The organism is Pseudomonas quercus, from assembly GCF_012033695.1.
In the GTDB taxonomy this organism is placed as follows: domain Bacteria; phylum Pseudomonadota; class Gammaproteobacteria; order Pseudomonadales; family Pseudomonadaceae; genus Aquipseudomonas; species Aquipseudomonas quercus.
This window is the reverse complement of record NZ_JAAVJI010000002.1, coordinates 374,255-392,559: the sequence shown is the minus strand read 5'-3', so window position 1 is coordinate 392,559 and position 18,305 is coordinate 374,255. Positions and strand designations below refer to the sequence as shown.

At 60.0% G+C, this 18,305-nt stretch carries 19 protein-coding genes; 14 read left to right on the top strand and 5 right to left on the bottom strand.

Features of this window, described 5'->3' with window-relative positions; translation table 11 throughout:
• Positions 1-38: 38 nt before the first annotated feature.
• The 3 genes from eno to ispD all read left to right on the top strand — a co-directional run bounded on the left by eno (position 39) and on the right by ispD (position 2,438).
• Positions 39-1,328 carry a phosphopyruvate hydratase gene (eno, locus tag HBH25_RS05080; RefSeq protein ID WP_168082164.1) on the top strand — a complete coding sequence of 430 codons (1,290 nt, stop codon included), beginning with the start codon at positions 39-41 and terminating at the stop codon, positions 1,326-1,328.
• 148 nt (positions 1,329-1,476) lie between these two features.
• Positions 1,477-1,755 carry a septum formation initiator family protein gene (locus HBH25_RS05075; protein ID WP_168082162.1) on the top strand — a complete coding sequence of 93 codons (279 nt, stop codon included), beginning with the start codon at positions 1,477-1,479 and terminating at the stop codon, positions 1,753-1,755.
• Positions 1,752-2,438 carry a 2-C-methyl-D-erythritol 4-phosphate cytidylyltransferase gene (gene ispD, locus HBH25_RS05070; protein ID WP_168082160.1) on the top strand — a complete coding sequence of 229 codons (687 nt, stop codon included), beginning with the start codon at positions 1,752-1,754 and terminating at the stop codon, positions 2,436-2,438. Before HBH25_RS05075 ends, ispD begins: the two co-directional genes overlap by 4 nt.
• A gap of 204 nt (positions 2,439-2,642) precedes the next feature.
• Here ispD and HBH25_RS05065 read toward each other — a convergent pair whose 3' ends face one another.
• Positions 2,643-3,527 (bottom strand): LysR substrate-binding domain-containing protein, encoded by an 885-nt coding sequence (locus HBH25_RS05065; RefSeq protein WP_168082158.1) that lies wholly within the window; start codon positions 3,525-3,527, stop codon positions 2,643-2,645.
• A gap of 99 nt (positions 3,528-3,626) precedes the next feature.
• Here HBH25_RS05065 and HBH25_RS05060 point away from each other — a divergent pair, with 99 nt between their 5' ends.
• The 8 genes from HBH25_RS05060 to rpoS all read left to right on the top strand — a co-directional run bounded on the left by HBH25_RS05060 (position 3,627) and on the right by rpoS (position 10,769).
• Positions 3,627-4,739 carry an S-(hydroxymethyl)glutathione dehydrogenase/class III alcohol dehydrogenase gene (locus HBH25_RS05060; RefSeq protein ID WP_168082156.1) on the top strand — a complete coding sequence of 371 codons (1,113 nt, stop codon included), beginning with the start codon at positions 3,627-3,629 and terminating at the stop codon, positions 4,737-4,739.
• 10 nt (positions 4,740-4,749) lie between these two features.
• A complete protein-coding gene (gene fghA / locus HBH25_RS05055) occupies positions 4,750-5,598 on the top strand; it encodes an S-formylglutathione hydrolase (RefSeq protein ID WP_168082154.1) in 849 nt (282 codons plus the stop codon).
• Positions 5,599-5,672: 74 nt separating this feature from the next.
• Positions 5,673-6,146, top strand: a complete 474-nt coding sequence (ispF, locus tag HBH25_RS05050; RefSeq protein ID WP_168082152.1) for a 2-C-methyl-D-erythritol 2,4-cyclodiphosphate synthase — start codon at positions 5,673-5,675, stop codon at positions 6,144-6,146.
• Positions 6,143-7,177 (top strand): tRNA pseudouridine(13) synthase TruD, encoded by a 1,035-nt coding sequence (truD, locus tag HBH25_RS05045; RefSeq protein WP_168082150.1) that lies wholly within the window; start codon positions 6,143-6,145, stop codon positions 7,175-7,177. The genes ispF and truD overlap by 4 nt, the downstream gene beginning before the upstream one ends.
• 11 nt (positions 7,178-7,188) lie before the next feature.
• On the top strand, positions 7,189-7,938 hold the full coding sequence (surE, locus tag HBH25_RS05040; protein WP_168082148.1) for a 5'/3'-nucleotidase SurE: 750 nt from the start codon (positions 7,189-7,191) through the stop codon (positions 7,936-7,938).
• 38 nt (positions 7,939-7,976) lie between these two features.
• On the top strand, positions 7,977-8,612 hold the full coding sequence (locus tag HBH25_RS05035) for a protein-L-isoaspartate(D-aspartate) O-methyltransferase (RefSeq protein WP_168082678.1): 636 nt from the start codon (positions 7,977-7,979) through the stop codon (positions 8,610-8,612).
• A 162-nt stretch (positions 8,613-8,774) separates the two neighbouring features.
• Positions 8,775-9,656 carry a peptidoglycan DD-metalloendopeptidase family protein gene (locus HBH25_RS05030; protein ID WP_420708427.1) on the top strand — a complete coding sequence of 294 codons (882 nt, stop codon included), beginning with the start codon at positions 8,775-8,777 and terminating at the stop codon, positions 9,654-9,656.
• A gap of 108 nt (positions 9,657-9,764) precedes the next feature.
• On the top strand, positions 9,765-10,769 hold the full coding sequence (gene rpoS, locus HBH25_RS05025) for an RNA polymerase sigma factor RpoS (RefSeq protein ID WP_168082146.1): 1,005 nt from the start codon (positions 9,765-9,767) through the stop codon (positions 10,767-10,769).
• A 425-nt stretch (positions 10,770-11,194) separates the two neighbouring features.
• Here rpoS and fdxA read toward each other — a convergent pair whose 3' ends face one another.
• Together fdxA and mutS are read right to left on the bottom strand one after the other, a co-directional pair.
• Entirely contained in the window at positions 11,195-11,518 is a 324-nt protein-coding gene (fdxA, locus tag HBH25_RS05020; protein ID WP_168082144.1) for a ferredoxin FdxA, read from the bottom strand.
• Between the two features lie 171 nt (positions 11,519-11,689).
• Complete coding sequence (gene mutS / locus HBH25_RS05015) at positions 11,690-14,257, bottom strand: DNA mismatch repair protein MutS (RefSeq protein WP_168082142.1); 2,568 nt, start codon at positions 14,255-14,257, stop codon at positions 11,690-11,692.
• Positions 14,258-14,503: 246 nt separating this feature from the next.
• Between mutS and HBH25_RS05010 the strand changes: the two genes are divergently transcribed.
• The 3 genes from HBH25_RS05010 to recX all read left to right on the top strand — a co-directional run bounded on the left by HBH25_RS05010 (position 14,504) and on the right by recX (position 16,716).
• On the top strand, positions 14,504-15,004 hold the full coding sequence (locus tag HBH25_RS05010; protein ID WP_168082140.1) for a CinA family protein: 501 nt from the start codon (positions 14,504-14,506) through the stop codon (positions 15,002-15,004).
• A gap of 106 nt (positions 15,005-15,110) precedes the next feature.
• Positions 15,111-16,217: a recombinase RecA gene (gene recA, locus HBH25_RS05005; protein WP_168082138.1), complete on the top strand. Its 1,107-nt coding sequence runs from the start codon at positions 15,111-15,113 to the stop codon at positions 16,215-16,217.
• Between the two features lie 37 nt (positions 16,218-16,254).
• A complete protein-coding gene (gene recX / locus HBH25_RS05000; protein WP_168082136.1) occupies positions 16,255-16,716 on the top strand; it encodes a recombination regulator RecX in 462 nt (153 codons plus the stop codon).
• A gap of 4 nt (positions 16,717-16,720) precedes the next feature.
• Here recX and HBH25_RS04995 read toward each other — a convergent pair whose 3' ends face one another.
• Both HBH25_RS04995 and HBH25_RS04990 read right to left on the bottom strand, forming a co-directional pair.
• Positions 16,721-17,797: an LOG family protein gene (locus tag HBH25_RS04995; RefSeq protein WP_168082134.1), complete on the bottom strand. Its 1,077-nt coding sequence runs from the start codon at positions 17,795-17,797 to the stop codon at positions 16,721-16,723.
• 61 nt (positions 17,798-17,858) lie between these two features.
• Positions 17,859-18,269, bottom strand: a complete 411-nt coding sequence (locus HBH25_RS04990) for a quorum-sensing-regulated virulence factor family protein (RefSeq protein WP_168082132.1) — start codon at positions 18,267-18,269, stop codon at positions 17,859-17,861.
• Positions 18,270-18,305 lie beyond the last annotated feature (36 nt).

Here is an 18,305-nt window from a genome sequence, read left to right as displayed (position 1 = left end):
GTTGCGTCGTTCTCGTCCAATCTGGAGTGTTTACAACAATGGCAAAAATCGTCGACATCAAAGGTCGTGAGATTCTGGATTCCCGTGGTAACCCGACCGTAGAAGCTGACGTGCTTCTGGACAACGGTATCATCGGCCGCGCCTGCGCGCCCTCCGGCGCTTCCACCGGCTCGCGCGAAGCACTGGAACTGCGTGACGGCGATAAAAGCCGTTACCTGGGCAAGGGCGTGCTCAAGGCCGTTGGCAACATCAACGGCCCTATCCGTGATGCGCTGATGGGCAAGGACCCTGCCGACCAGAAAGCACTCGATCGCACCATGATCGACCTGGACGGTACCGAGAACAAGGCCAACCTGGGCGCCAACGCCATTCTCGCCGTCTCCCTGGCGGCGGCCAAGGCTGCAGCTGAAGACCAGGACCTACCGCTGTACGCGCACATTGCCAACCTGAACGGCACCCCGGGTGTGTATTCCATGCCTGTACCCATGATGAACATCATCAATGGTGGGGAACATGCCGACAACAATGTCGACATCCAGGAGTTCATGGTGCAGCCGGTCGGCGCCAAGACGTTTGCCGATGGCCTGCGCATGGGTACCGAGATTTTCCATCACCTCAAGGCGGTGCTGAAAAAGCGTGGCCTGAACACTGCTGTCGGTGATGAAGGCGGCTTTGCGCCGAACCTGACCTCCAACGAAGATGCCTTGAAAGCGATTGCCGAAGCGGTAGAGGCAGCCGGTTATAAACTGGGCACTGACGTGACCCTGGCCCTGGATTGCGCAGCCAGCGAGTTCTACGAGGGTGGCAAGTACAGCCTGTCCGGTGAAGGCCACAGCTTCGATGCTGAAGGCTTTGCCGAGTACTTGAAAGGGCTGACCGAACGCTACCCGATCATCTCCATCGAAGACGGCCTGGATGAATCCGATTGGGCGGGTTGGAAGGTCCTGACCGACAAGATCGGCGACAAGGTGCAATTGGTAGGTGACGACCTGTTCGTGACCAATACCAAGATCCTCAAGGAAGGGATCGACAAGAAGATCGGTAACTCCATCCTGATCAAGTTCAACCAGATCGGCAGCCTTACCGAGACCCTGGAAGCCATTCAAATGGCCAAGGCGGCTGGCTATACCGCCGTGATCTCCCACCGCTCGGGCGAAACGGAAGACTCCACCATTGCTGACCTGGCCGTGGGTACTGCGGCAGGCCAGATCAAGACCGGCTCGCTGTGCCGCTCGGACCGCGTCTCCAAGTACAACCAGCTGCTGCGTATTGAAGAGCAATTGGGCGAGAAAGCCCCTTACCGTGGCCGTGCCGAGTTTCGCGGCTGATCAGGAAGTGGTAAAAAGGCGGCAGGGAAGGGGTAGCCCGGCCGATGTCACCTTGATCGCTTCCCGGCGATGCTGAAATGCTGAAGCCTGGCGCTCGCCAGGCTTTATGCTATCCGGCAAGCGACTGAATTTTTTCCTGGATCTTTCGATGCGCAGTCCTTATTGGTTATTTCTGGTGCTTGGCCTGTTGCTGGCAGGGTTGCAGCATCGGCTGTGGGTAGGCACGGGTAGCTTTGCCCAGGCTGCTGACCTCAGGCAGCAGATCGCGGATCAGAAAGCCGAGAACGAACGCCTGTTCGAGCGTAACCGTGTGCTTGATGCTGAAGTGCTCGAACTCAAGAAAGGCATGGAAACCGTTGAAGAGCGTGCCCGCCATGAGCTGGGCATGGTTAAAGACGGCGAAACCCTTTATCAGATTACCCAATGACCCCTCCTGTTTCTTTCTGGGTGGTTATCCCTGCTGCCGGCATTGGCACGCGCATGGGAGCCGACCGCCCGAAGCAATACCTTAGTTACGCGGGCAAAACCCTGCTGGAGCACACATTGGCGTGCTTTCTCGGGCACCCAGACCTGCGCGGCCTGGTGGTGAGCCTGGCGCCTGGGGACACCTGGTGGCCTGCGCTGGCGTGCGCGCAGGATCGCACCCTGCACAGCGCCATCGGTGGAAGCCAGCGCTGTGATTCAGTACTGAACGCCTTGCTCAAGCTTAATGAGCTGGGCGCCGGCAGCCGAGATTGGGTACTGGTTCATGATGCTGCCCGGCCTAACCTGGCGGCCAGCGATCTGGAACGTTTGCTGACGGAGTTGGGGCACGACGACGTAGGCGGCCTGCTGGCTGTCCCCGCCAAGGATACCCTCAAGCGCGCAGGCCCCGATGGCCGCGTGGCCGAGACCCTCGACCGCAGCGTGGTCTGGCAGGCGTTCACGCCCCAGATGTTCCGCCTGGGCCCTTTGCAACGCGCACTGGCAGATGCCTTGGTGGCAGGGGTAAACGTGACCGACGAAGCCTCGGCCATGGAATGGGCTGGCCATGCACCCAGGCTGATCGAAGGGCGCGCCGACAACATCAAGGTCACACGGCCCGAAGACCTGGCCTGGTTGAAGCGCTAACCTACGGCCTGAATTCCTGTTGTAGGACCGGCCGTAGCCGAAGGCGGAGACCGGGAACCTACGGGGTGTCTGTCCCCTGCCAGAAAACTAGGTAATCCTCCCAAGCCCTTCACGCAAACTACGGCCTGAATCCCTGCTGTAGGACCGGGCGTAGCCGAAGGCGGAGACCGGGAACCTACGGGGTGTCTGCCCCCAGCCAGAAAGCTAGGTAATCCTCCCAAGCCCTTCACGCAAATGCTCGATCAACCCGCGCACTTTGGGCGACAAGTGCCGCTGTTGCGGATAAAGCGCCCATACCGCTGTGTTTGGAGGCTGATGGGCTTCAAGCAGGGCGACCAACGCGCCACTGCGCAAGTGCTCCTGCACATAGTAATCCGGCAATTGACACAGCCCGAGGCCCTTAAGGGCGGCATCCAGTACCGCCTGGCCGCTGTTGCAGCGCCAGTTGCCCTCGACCCGTACCGTTATTTCCCGCGTGTCCTGCAACAGCAGCCACTGGTCGGTACTGCCAATCAGGCAGTTGTGTCGGCTCAGTTCGGACAAACTATGGGGCCGGCCATACTGCTCCAGGTAGGCGGGTGCAGCGCAGAGGTACATGCGCCGGGGCGCCAGGCGGCTGGCCACTAGGCGGGAATCCTGCAGCCGGCCCAGCCGAATGGCCAGGTCAAGGCCTTCATCGAGCAGGTCCAGCGGCCGGTTCGTCAGCTCGATATCCACCTGCAGTTGCGGGTGCCTGGCCTGGAAGTCAGTAACCAAGGGCACTACGAAACGCTCGCCATAAGCAACCGCACAGGTCATGCGCAACAGACCCTTGGGTGAGCTTCCCAGGTCCTGTACGGCTCGCAGCGCTTCTTCGCGCCCATCTTGCAGGCGTTGGCAATGCTGAAGGAACGTATGCCCCGCCTCGGTCAGGCTGACCCGGCGAGTACTGCGATAGAACAGGCGCGTTTGCAGGCGCTCTTCCAATTGGGACACCTGGCGGCTGATATGCGATGAAGACACGCCCAGTTGAACAGCTGCAGCGTTGAACTGCCCTAATTCAGCAACTGCCACGAATTCATCCATACCCTCCCAGCGTAAAACGGCCATATTGTCCCTCAGCAGCAATAATGTTTCCCTTGCTGGCCGATTATCCACTGGAGTGTGGTGAATTACACTGTCTGCTTTGTTTCTACCAAGGAATTTCCCATGATCAAGTCCCGGGCCGCCGTCGCCTTCGAAGCCAAGAAGCCGCTGGAAATCGTAGAGGTAGAGGTTGCCATGCCCAAGGCGGGCGAGGTGCTGCTGCGCGTGATAGCCAGCGGCGTGTGCCATACCGACGCCTACACCCTGTCAGGGGCTGACCCAGAGGGCATTTTCCCTAGCATCCTGGGCCATGAAGGCGGCGCGATTGTTGAAGCCGTGGGCGAGGGCGTCACTTCGGTGGCTGTGGGTGATCACGTGATCCCGCTCTATACCCCTGAATGCCGCCAGTGCAAATTCTGCCTGTCTGGCAAAACCAACCTGTGCCAAGCCATTCGCGTGACCCAAGGCAAGGGCCTGATGCCCGATGGCACCACGCGTTTCTCCTACCAGGGCAAGCCGCTGTTTCATTACATGGGCACCTCTACGTTCTCCGAGTACACCGTGCTGCCGGAGATTTCCGTGGCACGCATTCCCAAAGAGGCGCCGCTGGAAAAGGTGTGCCTGCTAGGGTGTGGCGTAACCACCGGTATCGGCGCGGTGCTGAACACGGCCAAGGTCAAGCCAGGTGATACGGTGGCCATCTTCGGCCTGGGCGGCATCGGGCTGTCAGCCATTCTAGGCGCCGTGAAGGCCAAAGCCAGCCGCATCATTGCCATCGACATCAACCCCGCTAAGTTCGAGATCGCTCGCCAACTGGGCGCTACTGAATGCGTGAACCCTAAGGACTTTGACAAGCCCATCCAGGAAGTCATCGTTGATATGACCGACGGCGGCGTGGACTTTTCCTTCGAGTGCATCGGCAACGTACAACTGATGCGTGCCGCACTGGAATGCTGCCACAAAGGGTGGGGGGAGTCGGTGATCATCGGCGTGGCCGGCGCAGGCCAGGAAATCGCTACGCGCCCCTTCCAACTGGTAACCGGCCGTGTCTGGCGGGGCAGCGCGTTCGGTGGTGTACGCGGCCGTAGCGAGTTGCCCAGCTATGTTGAAATGGCCGAGCAGGGTGAGATCCCGCTGGATACCTTCATCACCCATACCATGCCACTGGAAGACATCAACAAAGCCTTTGACCTGATGCATGAGGGCAAGAGCATTCGCAGCGTTGTCCACTTCTGAGGTGCACGCCATGAGCCTTGAAAACCTGTCGTGCCAGAAAAGCTTTGGTGGCTGGCACAAGCGCTACAAGCACCGTTCGAGCACCCTGGGCTGTGACATGGTGTTCGCCGTGTACCTCCCGCCCCAGGCGGAATCCGGCCAGAAGCTGCCGGTGGTGTATTGGTTGTCCGGGCTTACCTGCACGGACGAGAATTTCATGCAGAAAGCCGGCGCTCATCGCCTGGCCGCCGAGCTGGGCCTGATACTGGTGGCGCCCGACACCAGCCCGCGTGGCCCAGACGTCCCGGGCGACCCGCAAGGCGCCTGGGACTTTGGCCTGGGAGCCGGGTTCTACCTCAATGCCACCCAGGCGCCCTATGCCCAGCATTACCAGATGCATGACTACGTGGTCACTGAACTCCCGGGCCTGATTGAAGCCAACTTCCCGGCTAGCGATGCGCGGTCCATCGCTGGCCACTCCATGGGAGGGCACGGTGCCATGGTGTGTGCATTGCGCAACCCTGGTCGCTACCGGTCGATATCGGCGTTCTCGCCCATCTGCAACCCCATGGATTGCCCATGGGGGGAGAAAGCCTTCAACCACTACCTGGGCGAAGACCGCAGCCGGTGGCGTGAATGGGACAGCAGCGTGCTCATGAGCCAGGCCGAGGAGCAGTTGCCACTGCTGGTCGACCAAGGGGACAGGGACGATTTTCTGGCCAACCAGCTCAAGCCCGAGGCCCTGCAAAAGGCTGCCAAGGGTGTAGGTTACCCCCTGGTATTGCGCCATCAGCCGGGCTACGACCATAGCTATTATTTCATCGCCAGCTTTATCGATGACCACTTGAAACACCATGCGGCCGCTCTGGGCCTAGGCTAGGTTCCACTACAACGGTGCCCAATACCGCCCTGGCAAGGTAGAATCGCGCCCTGACTCAAACAGGGCGTTTTTCTATGCGTATCGGCCATGGCTACGATGTGCACCGTTTCGGTGATGGCGACTTCATTACCTTGGGAGGGGTGCGCATTGCCCACACCGCCGGGCTGGTGGCCCATTCCGATGGTGACGTAGTGCTGCATGCACTCAGTGATGCCTTGCTCGGGGCGGCTGCCCTGGGTGACATCGGCAAGCATTTTCCCGACACAGACCCCCGCTTCAAGGGCGCTGACAGCCGCGCATTGTTGCGCCATGTGGTAGCCCTGGTGCAGGCCAAAGGCTGGCGAGTGGGTAACGTGGACGCTACGATCGTGGCTCAAGCCCCGAAAATGGCCCCTCATATCGACGCCATGCGTACTGCAATTGCCCAAGACCTGCAGGTTGAACTGGACCAAGTGAATGTCAAGGCCACCACAACCGAGAAGCTGGGCTTTACCGGGCGTGAGGAGGGCATCGCCGTTCATGCGGTCGCCTTGTTGCTGACGGCATGAACGAAGCTTACCTGCTAGGCCCGCGTGCCTGTGGCGATGCCCTGGGTACCGCTGTGCTCAAGGCCACTGCCGAAGATTTCCAAGTCAATGAGGTGCTGGACATTCCCCTGGAGGGCGAAGGCGAGCACCTGTGGTTGTGGGTGGAAAAGCGGGAGCTGAACACCGAGGAAGCCGCCCGCCGTTTGGCGAAGGCTGCAGGTGTACCGGTCAAGGCCATCAGCTATGCAGGGCTCAAGGACCGCCAGGCATTGACGCGCCAGTGGTTCAGCCTGCACCTGCCCGGCAAGGGCGAGCCCAACCTGGAGGCCGCACAGGACGCCAACCTGCGCGTGCTCCAAGCCACCCGGCACCGTCGCAAATTGCAGCGCGGCGCTCACTCGGCCAATGGTTTTTCTCTGCGCCTTACGTCCCTGGCAGCCGACACTGCTGCCATAGAGCAACGGTTGCAGTGGATCAGGCAACAAGGCGTGCCCAATTACTATGGCCCACAGCGCTTTGGCCATGAGGGCGGCAACCTGGCACAAGCGAGGCATTATGCTGCTAACCAGCGGTTGCCCGAACAGCGCAACGTGCGCTCACGCATTCTGTCCGCCGCACGAAGCTACCTGTTCAACCAGGTGTTGGCCGAACGCGTGGGCCAAGGCAGCTGGAACCAGGCCCAGGTAGGGGATGTGTTGGCGTTTACCGATAGCCGCAGTTTCTTCAGTGCCGGTGAGGCCGAGTGCGCAGACCCACGCCTGGCGGCATTGGACCTGCACCCCACAGGGCCTTTGAGCGGCCGGGGGGTATCGCCTGCGATGGGTAGCACACTGGCCGTGGAGCAGCGCATCGAAGCAGGCGAAGCGGCATTGTGCACGTGGTTGGCAGAGGCGGGCCTGGATCACGAACGGCGCATTCTTCGGCTGCCCATCCGGGAGTTGACGTGGCATTATCCCCAGCCTGACATTCTGCAACTGGACTTCATCCTGCCCACCGGATGCTTCGCCACGGTCGTGGTTAGAGAGCTGTTCGAATTGGTGCAGGCAGGGTAGATGGAAAGCCCATGCGTATCTTGATCTCCAATGACGACGGGGTCACCGCCCCAGGCATCGCCGCGCTCCATGCGGCGCTGGCGGAATTCGCCCACTGTACGGTGATAGCGCCAGACCAGGACCGCAGTGGCTGCAGCAGTGCATTGACCATCGACCGGCCGTTGCACCCGGTAACGCTCGACAATGGCTTTATCAGCGTGAACGGTACCCCGGTCGATTGCGTTCATCTCGGGTTGAACGCCTTGCTGGAAGAAGCACCAGACCTGGTTGTCTCCGGTATCAACCTGGGGGCTAACCTGGGGGATGACGTGATTTATTCAGGTACCGTGGCTGCGGCCCTGGAAGGCCGGTTCAATGGCAGTACCTCATTCGCTTTTTCATTGGCCTCCCGGCAGTTGGACAACCTGCCTTCGGCAGCCTGGTATGCCCGCACGTTGATACAGGCACAGGCCGAGCTGGCGCTACCTCCACGTACCCTGATCAATGTGAACGTGCCCAATCTTCCCTTAAGTGCCATTCGTGGCATCCGCCTCACCCGGCTGGGCCACCGCGCACGCGCGGCCCGTCCTAGCCTGGTGGTAGACCCGCGAGGCAAGCCAGGCTACTGGATAGCCGCAGCAGGGGACGCGGAGGATGGCGGGCCTGGCACAGACTTCCATGCGCTGATGCAAGGCTATGTGTCCGTGACGCCTCTGCAGCTGGACCGTACCTTCTACCCGGCTTTCGAAACACTGGGTGCCTGGTTGGAGGGGCTGAACTGATGCGTGGGCAGAACGACCTGCTTCACCGGGGCATTGGGATGACCTCCCAGCGAACCCGTGAACGTCTTATTCAGCGCCTGCACGAAGAGGGGATCAGCAACCCGAATGTGCTTGACGTAATTCGCAAGACCCCACGGCATCTGTTCGTCGATGAAGCGCTGGCCCACCGCGCCTACGAAGACACAGCCTTGCCCATTGGCAACAACCAGACCATTTCCCAGCCCTACATCGTGGCGCGCATGAGCGAACTGCTGCTGGCAGCGGGGCCGTTGGACAAGGTGATGGAAATCGGTACAGGCTCGGGTTACCAGACCGCGATTCTCTCCCAGCTTGTGGAACGAGTGTTTTCCGTGGAGCGCATCAAGGGCCTGCAAGACCGTGCCAAAGAGCGCATGCAAAGCCTGAATGTGCGCAATGTGGTGTTCCGATGGGGAGATGGTTGGGAAGGGTGGCCGGCGCTGGCGCCCTATAACGGAATCATTGTCACAGCCGTAGCGGCCGATGTACCTCAGGCGTTGCTGGACCAGCTGGCGCCGGGAGGCCGAATGGTCATACCGGTAGGGGCTGGCGACGTGCAGCAACTGATGCTGATCGTACGCGAAGACGCGGGTTTCACCCGGCACCTGCTTGGGTCGGTTCGATTTGTGCCCCTGCTCAATGGCCCCCTGGCATGACACGCTATCCACCTGGAATTCTGCTGCCTGGGGCCGGTCATACGCGGGGTTCGAACATCTTCTCATCCCTTGGCATGCAACAACGCCTTCCACGGCATGGCCATTGACCAGCTCGGTTATACTGCCAGCCTTGTTTCAATCATCATCCAAAGGGAGTAGCGGGTGAGTCCGACAGTTATTGGTCAGTGTGCGGGCATGCGGCTCCAGAAAAGCGTGCTCGCGGCACTGGCGGCTGCTGTTTTGCTGGCAGGGTGCTCAAGCACGCCCAGCAGCAGTGTACGTGTTGTGGATCGCGCAGCGCAGAAGCCTCAACGGCCACAGGTCACTACAGGCCAATACGTCGTGAGGCGGGGCGATACGTTGTACTCCATCGCCTTCCGCTATGGCTGGGACTACAAGGCATTGGCTGCCCGTAACAATATTCCGCCGCCCTATACCATTCGTCTGGGCCAGACCCTGCGGTTCGACGGTCAGAACGGTACTGCCACGGTAGCGGCAAAGGCGCCGTCCACCGTTGTAACCCGTAGCAACTCCACATCATCGTCGAGCACCACCACGATCACGCGTCGCCCAGCGGCACCTTCCGTAGCGGTAGCGCCGGGTGTTTCCGAGTCCTCAACCGCTTCGATAACCACGCCAACCCCGGTGCCCGCAGCTGCTGGCGAAACCATGGCAGGCGGTTGGACGTGGCCGTCCAATGGCGTTTTGATAGGGAAATTCGCTTCAAACGGTAGTTTGAATAAAGGAATTGATATCGCCGGGGATTTGGGACAGCCTGTTTTCGCTGCGTCTGATGGATCCGTGGTGTACGCCGGGAGTGGGTTGCGGGGCTACGGCGAGCTGATAATCATCAAGCATAGCGATACCTATGTGAGTGCCTATGGCCATAACCGTAGGCTGTTGGTTCGGGAGGGGCAGCAGGTCAAGGCCGGGCAGGCAATTGCCGAAATGGGCTCTACAGGTACCGACCGGGTGAAACTTCACTTTGAAATTCGCCGCCAAGGCAAGCCAGTAGACCCGATGCAGTTCCTGCCACGACGTTGAACACCGCTGCAGCCTGTCGCTAATCACGTAGGGGGGACAGGCTCCTGCGTAGCCATGGAAACCAGGCACGCTTGGGCTTGAGGTCGAACTCAGAAAGGGACTACAACAATGGCTCTTAACAGAGAAGCGCCGGAGTTTGACATTGACGATGAGGTGCTGCTGGTTGAAACCGGTATCGTCCTTGACATGGCGTCCGACGAGGACGCTCCGGTAGCAGCGGTACGGTCAAAGGCCAGGCAAACCTCTTCGCTCAAGCAGCACAAATACATTGACTACACCCGTGCGCTTGATGCCACCCAGCTGTACCTCAACGAAATCGGCTTTTCTCCCCTGCTTTCCCCTGCCGAAGAAGTGCATTACGCACGGCTGTCGCAAAAAGGCGACCCAGCGGGTCGCAAACGCATGATCGAAAGCAACCTGCGCCTGGTCGTCAAGATCGCGCGGCGTTATGTAAACCGCGGGTTATCGCTACTGGACCTGATCGAAGAGGGCAATCTGGGCCTTATCCGTGCCGTCGAGAAATTCGACCCCGAACGCGGGTTCCGCTTCTCCACGTATGCAACCTGGTGGATCCGGCAGACCATAGAACGGGCCATCATGAACCAGACGCGCACCATCCGTCTGCCCATTCATGTGGTCAAGGAGCTGAACGTTTACCTGCGGGCAGCGCGTGAACTGACTCAGAAGCTTGACCATGAGCCTTCGCCTGAAGAAATCGCTGCACTGCTTGAAAAGCCGGTAGGCGAGGTCAAGCGCATGTTGGGCTTGAACGAGCGCATGTCCTCGGTAGACGTGTCGCTAGGGCCGGATTCCGACAAGACCCTGCTGGATACCCTGACGGACGATCGCCCTACGGACCCATGTGAACTGCTTCAGGACGATGACCTGTCCCAGAGCATCGATCAATGGCTGTCCGAGCTCACTGACAAGCAGCGGGAAGTGGTTGTACGGCGCTTCGGCTTGCGCGGCCATGAAAGCAGCACGCTCGAAGATGTAGGCTTGGAAATAGGCCTGACCCGCGAGCGTGTCAGGCAGATTCAGGTAGAAGGCCTCAAGCGCCTGCGTGAGATTCTGGAGCGCAACGGCTTGTCCAGTGAGTCCTTGTTTCAGTAGCGTATAGCTGCACCACAAGCCCCGACATAGCGGGGCTTTTTTTGGACCATTGGAAAGACGACGTGTGTGCTTAAGCTGCTGTAGGAAAACACTTACAGTACGCGTAAGCCTTAGTCATAAAGTAGTGTAGAAAATACCGAAAACTCAGTAGGTAAAAATATAAGTTACTGAAATATAAGAATTTTAAAAGTGTCATGGCACTGCAATGACTTTTTTTGAAAAACCCTTCGCCTTGCTCCGCACAACCAAAAGTCTATTATCTGAACTGTGTCCAGGGACAGACACAGGCTTCCATGGACGGCAGCCAGGACATCGCACGACGCGATTCATCAGGACGATGAGAAGGAAATACAAGGACCACGGAAGATGATACAGGGGGGCTTGATGCCCCCCTTTTTCGTGCGCGCCCGAAAGGCCTGCTAGGGTCAGCGAGCCAAGTCGGCAATCTTGCCCGGTTTGCCATCCCATTCTTCAGCGTCGGGCAGGGCATCCTTTCGTTCGGTAATGTTGGGCCATACTTCGGCCAACTCCGCGTTCAGCGCAATGAACTCCTGCATGTCGGCCGGTACTTCATCTTCGGAGAAGATGGCCTGCGCCGGGCATTCAGGTTCGCACAATGCGCAATCGATGCACTCGTCCGGGTGAATGACCAGGAAATTCGGGCCTTCGTAAAAGCAGTCCACCGGGCATACTTCTACGCAATCGGTGTATTTGCACTTGATGCAGTTGTCGGTGACGACGAAGGTCATTGCTGATGTTCTCCTCAGGCGGCTGTCGCGGACCCCACGGCAAGGGCCCTGCAGGTTTCGGAGCTGGCTTGCAGCCAGCTGATGATCACGGGTGTCCGGACCCTGGTCCGAGCCTCTAAGAAGTGGACTTCCCAAACCGCGCGGGATTCTATCAGCTTGCGCCTTTAGGTGTTAGACCCGCTGTTTCAATGTGTACAGCAGTTCCAGCGCAGCCCGAGGCGTCATGTTATCCAGGTCGACCTTGGCCAGGTCGTCCAGTACCGGGTGCGGGAGTTGCGCGAACAGGTCACTCTGGTGTGGTGGCTGAGGGGTTCCAGGCTTTGCCATGGCAGGCTCTTTTGGCAGGCTGGCTGTTTCGAGGCGGCCAAGGTGTTCCCGTGCGCGCTGGATAACGGCCTCCGGTACGCCAGCCAGTTGCGCTACGGCCAGGCCGTAGCTTTGGCTGGCTGGGCCCGGCAGCACGTGGTGAAGGAAGACGATGCGTTCCTTGTGCTCGGTTGCGTTCAGGTGAACGTTCGCCACCACCGGTTCGTTTTCCGGTAGCACGGTCAGCTCGAAATAATGGGTGGCGAACAAGGTAAAGGCTTTCAAGCGCGCCAACCGCTCCGCAGCTGCCCAGGCCAGCGACAGGCCATCGAACGTACTGGTGCCACGGCCTACTTCGTCCATCAGTACGAGGCTAGCGTGGGTCGCATTGTGCAGAATGTTGGCGGTTTCGCTCATTTCCACCATGAAGGTAGAGCGCCCCCCTGCCAGGTCATCGCTGGAGCCGATGCGTGTGAAGATACGGTCCACCAGCGACAGTTCGCACCGGGCGGCTGGTACAAAGGCGCCGATGTGAGCCAACAGTACGATCAGGGCCGTCTGCCGCATGTAGGTGGATTTACCCCCCATGTTGGGGCCGGTGATTACCAGCATGCGGGTCTGGTCATCGAGTGACAGGTCATTGGCCACAAACGGCGTGCTCAGCACCTGTTCCACTACAGGGTGCCGGCCTTGTTCGATACGAATGGACGGCTCGCTCACAAATGTGGGGCAGTTCAGGTCCAAAGTGAGCGAGCGCTCGGCCAGGTTGCCGAGCACGTCCAGCTCGGCCAGCGCCGCTGCCGTGTCCTGCAGGGGCGCCAGGTGCCCTATGAGGGTTTCCAGCAGGGCCTCGTACAGCATCTTTTCACGTGCCAGTGCGCGGCTCTTGGCGGACAGCGCCTTATCCTCGAAGGCCTTGAGCTCGGGTGTGATAAAGCGCTCGGCGCCTTTGAGGGTCTGGCGGCGAATATAGTCGCCAGGGGCTTGCTCGGCCTGCTTGCTGGGCAACTCGATGAAGTAACCGTGAACGCGGTTGTAGCCCACCTTGAGGTTGGCCAGCCCAGTGCGCGCCTTTTCGCGGGCTTCCAGGTCGATCAGGAACTGGCCGGCATTCTCGCTCAGGGCCAGCAGCTCATCCAGTTCGGCGTCGTAACCTGTCTTGAGCACGCCGCCGTCACGGATAACGGCAGGTGGGTTATCGATGATAGCGCGCGCCAGCAAAGCAGCCAGCTCGGGGTAGGTACCAGCGATGGTGGCCAACTGCGCCAGGTGCGGCGCTTCCAGGTCGGTCAGGTGGTTTTGCAGTTCCGGCAATGCCGCCAGGGCATCGCGCAACCGTGCCAGGTCTCGTGGGCGCGCATTGCGCAGCCCGATACGGGCCAGGATGCGCTCCAGGTCGCCAATGTCCTTGAGCTGTGGCTGCAGCCCCTCGAACCGATACCCTTCCAACAGGCAACGGATGGAGTGCTGGCGCGCCGACAATACTTTCAGGTCACGCAACGGGCGATTGAGCCAGCGGGTCAGCAAGCGGCTGCCCATGGCGGTCTGGCAACGGTCCAGCACAGACTGCAGGGTGTTGTCGCGCCCCCCTGCCAGGTTGATGTCCAGTTCCAGGTTGCGCCGCGTGGCCGCATCCAGCACCACGGTGTCATCCAGCCGCTCGTGCCGCAGGCTGCGCAAGTGTGGCAGGGCCGTACGCTGTGTTTCCCGTGCGTAGGCCAGCAGGCAGCCCGCGGCACTGATGGCCAAGGTTAACTGTTCGCACCCGAAGCCTTTCAGGTCCTGGGTGCCGAACTGCTGGCACAGCAGTTTGCGCGCGGTATCGCGTTCGAACTCCCAGGGCGCGCGGCGCCGTGCGCCTCGGCGTTTTTCTGCTGGCAGGCCCTGGGGCCAGTCATCCGGGATCAACAGCTCTACCGGGTTGATGCGCTCGAGTTCGGCCAGCAGGTGCTCCCAGCCCTTGACCTCCTGAACGATGAACTGGCCGCTGGTGATGTCCAGCACGGCCAGCCCGAACAGGCGCTCGTCACCGAGCAGGGCGGCGATGAGGTTGTCTCGGCGCTCGTCCAGCAAGGCTTCGTCGCTGACGGTGCCTGGTGTGATGATGCGCACCACCTGGCGCTCAACCGGCCCCTTGCTGGTTGCCGGGTCGCCGATCTGCTCGCAGATCACCACGGACTCGCCCAGCTTGACCAGCTTGGCCAGGTAGCCTTCGGCAGCGTGGTAGGGGATGCCGCACATGGGTATCGACTGGCCTGCTGACTGCCCCCGCGCGGTCAGGGTGATGTCGAGCAGCTTGGCGGCCCTCTTCGCGTCTTCGTAGAAGATCTCGTAGAAGTCGCCCATGCGGTAAAACATGAGCTGGTCAGGATGCTGGTTCTTCAGCTTCCAGTATTGCTGCATCATCGGGGTATGGTTGGACAGGTCAGACATTCAGGGGCTGGGCTCGGCTGTCGGCAGTAACAAAGGGCGAAAGCGGCCAATGGTACAGGGATTTTTTCCACGTCGCTAAAGCGGGCGAATGAACTTTGGCGCGCCTGGAAGCTCATCCTCCTGCACCCCTGCGTGTAGCGCCGCAACGAATGGTTGCGTATCGGCCATGGACAGACCTCGCCAGCCGGGGGAAAGTCTGCCCGGCCCGCCTGCTGCCAGGCGGGTTGACCCGAATAAGGAGTTTCCATGGATGACATCACCCACCTGGCCACTGCCTTGGGCAACCGCCTCCAGGCGATAGGCGCCCACGTGACCACAGCTGAATCCTGTACAGGCGGTGGCATTGCCGAGGCTATCACACGGGTGGCCGGGAGCTCGGCCTGGTTTGAAGCCGGCTACGTGACCTACTCAAACACCCAGAAAACAGCGCAATTGGGCGTACCCGGCACGCTATTCGAGCAGGTAGGCGCCGTAAGCGAGGAAGTTGTCCGCGCCATGGCCACTGGCGCGGCGCAGAGGGCACAGGCCAGGTTTTCAGTGGCTGTGAGCGGTGTTGCAGGGCCCGGCGGCGGGTCGCCAGACAAGCCTGTAGGCACTGTGTGGCTGGCGTGGGCAGACGGCTCACGCATTTTTACCGAACGCCAGCAATTCGCAGGTGATCGACATGCTGTACGGCAACAAACCGTTGCCGCCGCGCTTCATGGATTGCTTGCCTTGGCCAATGGAGAAATACCAGGGCAGGGGTAGTCGATCCGTTGAAGGTGTGGAATAATACTGTTCACTTATACAGTTATTGGCCAGTACAGGGCGCGAACAGCGTAATGGCGGCCCTATCGAAATCGTGAGGACATCAATGGACGACAACAAGAAGCGTGCCTTGGCTGCGGCCCTGGGTCAAATCGAGCGTCAATTCGGTAAGGGTGCTGTCATGCGCATGGGCGACCATGAACGCACAGCCATCCCTGCTATCTCTACCGGCTCCCTCGGCCTGGACATCGCACTGGGCATTGGCGGGCTGCCAAAAGGCCGTATCGTCGAAATCTACGGCCCGGAATCTTCGGGTAAAACCACCCTTACGCTGTCGGTCATCGCTCAGGCACAACGCGCGGGTGCTACCTGCGCCTTCGTCGACGCCGAACACGCCCTGGACCCTGAATACGCCGGCAAGCTAGGGGTAAACGTCGATGACCTGCTGGTCTCGCAGCCAGACACAGGTGAGCAGGCGCTGGAAATCACCGACATGCTGGTGCGCTCCAACGCCGTAGACGTGATCATCGTTGACTCCGTGGCTGCGTTGGTGCCCAAGGCAGAAATCGAAGGTGAAATGGGTGACATGCACGTGGGCCTTCAGGCGCGCCTCATGTCCCAGGCGCTGCGTAAGATCACAGGCAACATCAAAACTGCCAATTGCCTGGTCATCTTCATCAACCAGATCCGTATGAAAATCGGTGTGATGTTCGGTAGCCCCGAAACCACCACAGGGGGTAATGCCCTCAAGTTCTACGCTTCCGTACGCCTCGATATCCGCCGCACCGGTTCGGTGAAGGAAGGCGACGACGTGGTGGGCAGCGAAACCCGCGTGAAAGTGGTGAAGAACAAGGTATCGCCACCGTTCCGCCAGGCTGAGTTCCAGATCCTCTACGGCAAGGGCATCTACCTGAATGGCGAAATCATCGACCTGGGTGTCGCCAATGGTTTCGTAGACAAGTCGGGCGCTTGGTATGCCTACCAGGGCAACAAAATCGGCCAAGGCAAGGCCAATGCCGCCAAGTACCTTGAGGAGAACCCTGAGGTCAAGGCTGCACTGGAAAAGCAGATCCGTGACAAGTTGCTTAGCGCAGGCCCAGCGCCTGAAGCGAAGGACGCTAAAGAGGTGAAGGACGAGAAGCCTGGCCGTAAAGGTGCTGCGCCTGCAGCAGCAGCGGCTGATGAAATGGCCGACGCCGAAAACGACCTGTAAGCGTGAAGTGTTGCGTGGCTCATGAAGAGGGCTGCCCATGCCTGCGGTAGCCCTAGATACAGCGGTTGCCGTACGGCGCGTGGCAATGGACCTGTTGGCCCGGCGGGAACACGGCCGGGTCGAGCTGGAGCGTAAGCTGCGCCAGCGGGGCGCTCCCCCCGAACTCATCAGCTCAGCACTGGACCGCCTTACAGAGGACGGGCTTCTGTCCGAAGCCCGCTACCTCGAAAGCTTCATCAACTACCGTGCCCGCTCTGGGTATGGGCCTGCACGTATTCGTGAGGACCTGGCGCAACGCGGCCTATTGCGCGCTGACATCGACCAGGCCTTGCGGGAATGCGGCTTTGATTGGTCTGCGCTCCTGCGCGATGTTTGGGAGCGCAAATTCTCAGGCGAGTTGCCTATAGACCAAAAGGAACGTGCACGGCAAACGCGTTTTCTGCTGTACCGCGGTTACCCCATGGATTTGGTTGGGCGGTTACTGAGCGGGCGAGATTAAGCGATCAGCCAGCTTGAACCCAATGCTCTGGCTGGTTGATATAGTCCACCAACTCCCGCAGTCGCCCTTGGTTTCGGCCAGTAAAGGTGAAGGCCAGCCGAGCCAGGTGTGCCAGCTCTGGCTCATCAGCCGCTTCAGGTATCACCTCATGCTGCTCGAATTCGCCGCTGAGCTTCAAATCCCCGAATAAGGCATCCAACCTGGCGAGCGCAGGCTCGTTCAGCGGATGGCGCATGCGCACGATAAAAATGTTCTTGAGCCAGCGTGTGGAGTGGAAATTGGCGTAGAAGCGGTTGATTTCAGCCACAGCATCTTCGGCACTGTGCACCAGCCGCATCAGTTTCAGGTCGCTGGGCAGAATGTAGTGGTTGGCTTCCAGTTCACGGCGCATGAAGCCCAGTGCTTCTTCCCAGAAGCTATGCCCTGGTGCATCCAGCAACACCACAGGCACTAAAGGGCTCTTACCCGTCTGGATCAAAGTCAGTACTTCCAGTGCTTCATCCAGCGTGCCGAAGCCGCCAGGGCATAGCACCAGTGCATCCGCCTCTTTGACAAAGAACAGTTTGCGCACGAAAAAGAAGTGGAACGACAGCAGGTGATCAGAACCATCGATAGTGGCATTGGCACGCTGCTCGAAGGGCAGGGCAATGTTGAACCCCAAACTGTTGGCCCGGCCGGCACCCTCGTGGGCCGCCGCCATGATGCCTCCGCCGCCCCCTGTGATCACCATCAGGCCTGAACGGGCAAGTGCCGCCCCCAGTTCTTGGGCAATAGCATAAACCGGGTGTTCACGCGGGGTACGTGCAGACCCGAATACCGTCACTTTGCGCTGCCCTTTGTGGGCCTGCAACACCCGAAAGGCATGGTCCAGCTCACGCAGGGTTTGTAGCGTGATCTTGGCGTCCCAGCGGCTGCGGTCTTCTTGCGCCATGCGCAACACCGTCAACACCATGTCCCGGTACAAGGGGAGGTTGGCGCTGCCCGGGGCAAGGCGCGCCAGTTGCGCGTCTACCTGCGTTACCAGGGCGCTGTCATGCGCCGCAAAGTGTTCGTCCAGTGTTCTGTCAGGCTGGTACGCCATGCAACCTCTCCTTAGTGCTTGCCTGGGGATCAGCAAGTGGCCAATCCCAGGCAAGTGAAGGTCAGTGCTTCAAGCCACAGTCTGCGGCCGTATACCGGTGAGTCGCCACCGGCTTTTTGGTCTTGTACTCGGTAAATTCATAACGCATCACCGCGCCACGGGCCATCAGCTTCTGGTAGCCGGGGTTGCGACACACGCTGGCTCCGAGCTGCAAATAGACTTCCTGGGGGTTCTCTCGCATTTGTGCGGCATGGCCAGGCTGTACAGCCAGGTGGTCGATAAGTTCGTTGCCTTTGACAGTGTAGCCTTGGTCAAGGATGTCTTCGTTGATGGCCCTGGGCGTACCCACACTGCTGTCCTTGGCTACCTGTTCGAGCGCTTTGGTCAGCTCGAAGTCCTGTAGCGATGCAGCCTGAGCAATGCCCAGCGGCAAAGCCAGCAGCAGGGAAACAGCGATGGTGAAGCGTGGCATGAAACCTCCTCGATCTAATGGCGCCCTTAGCGCAAG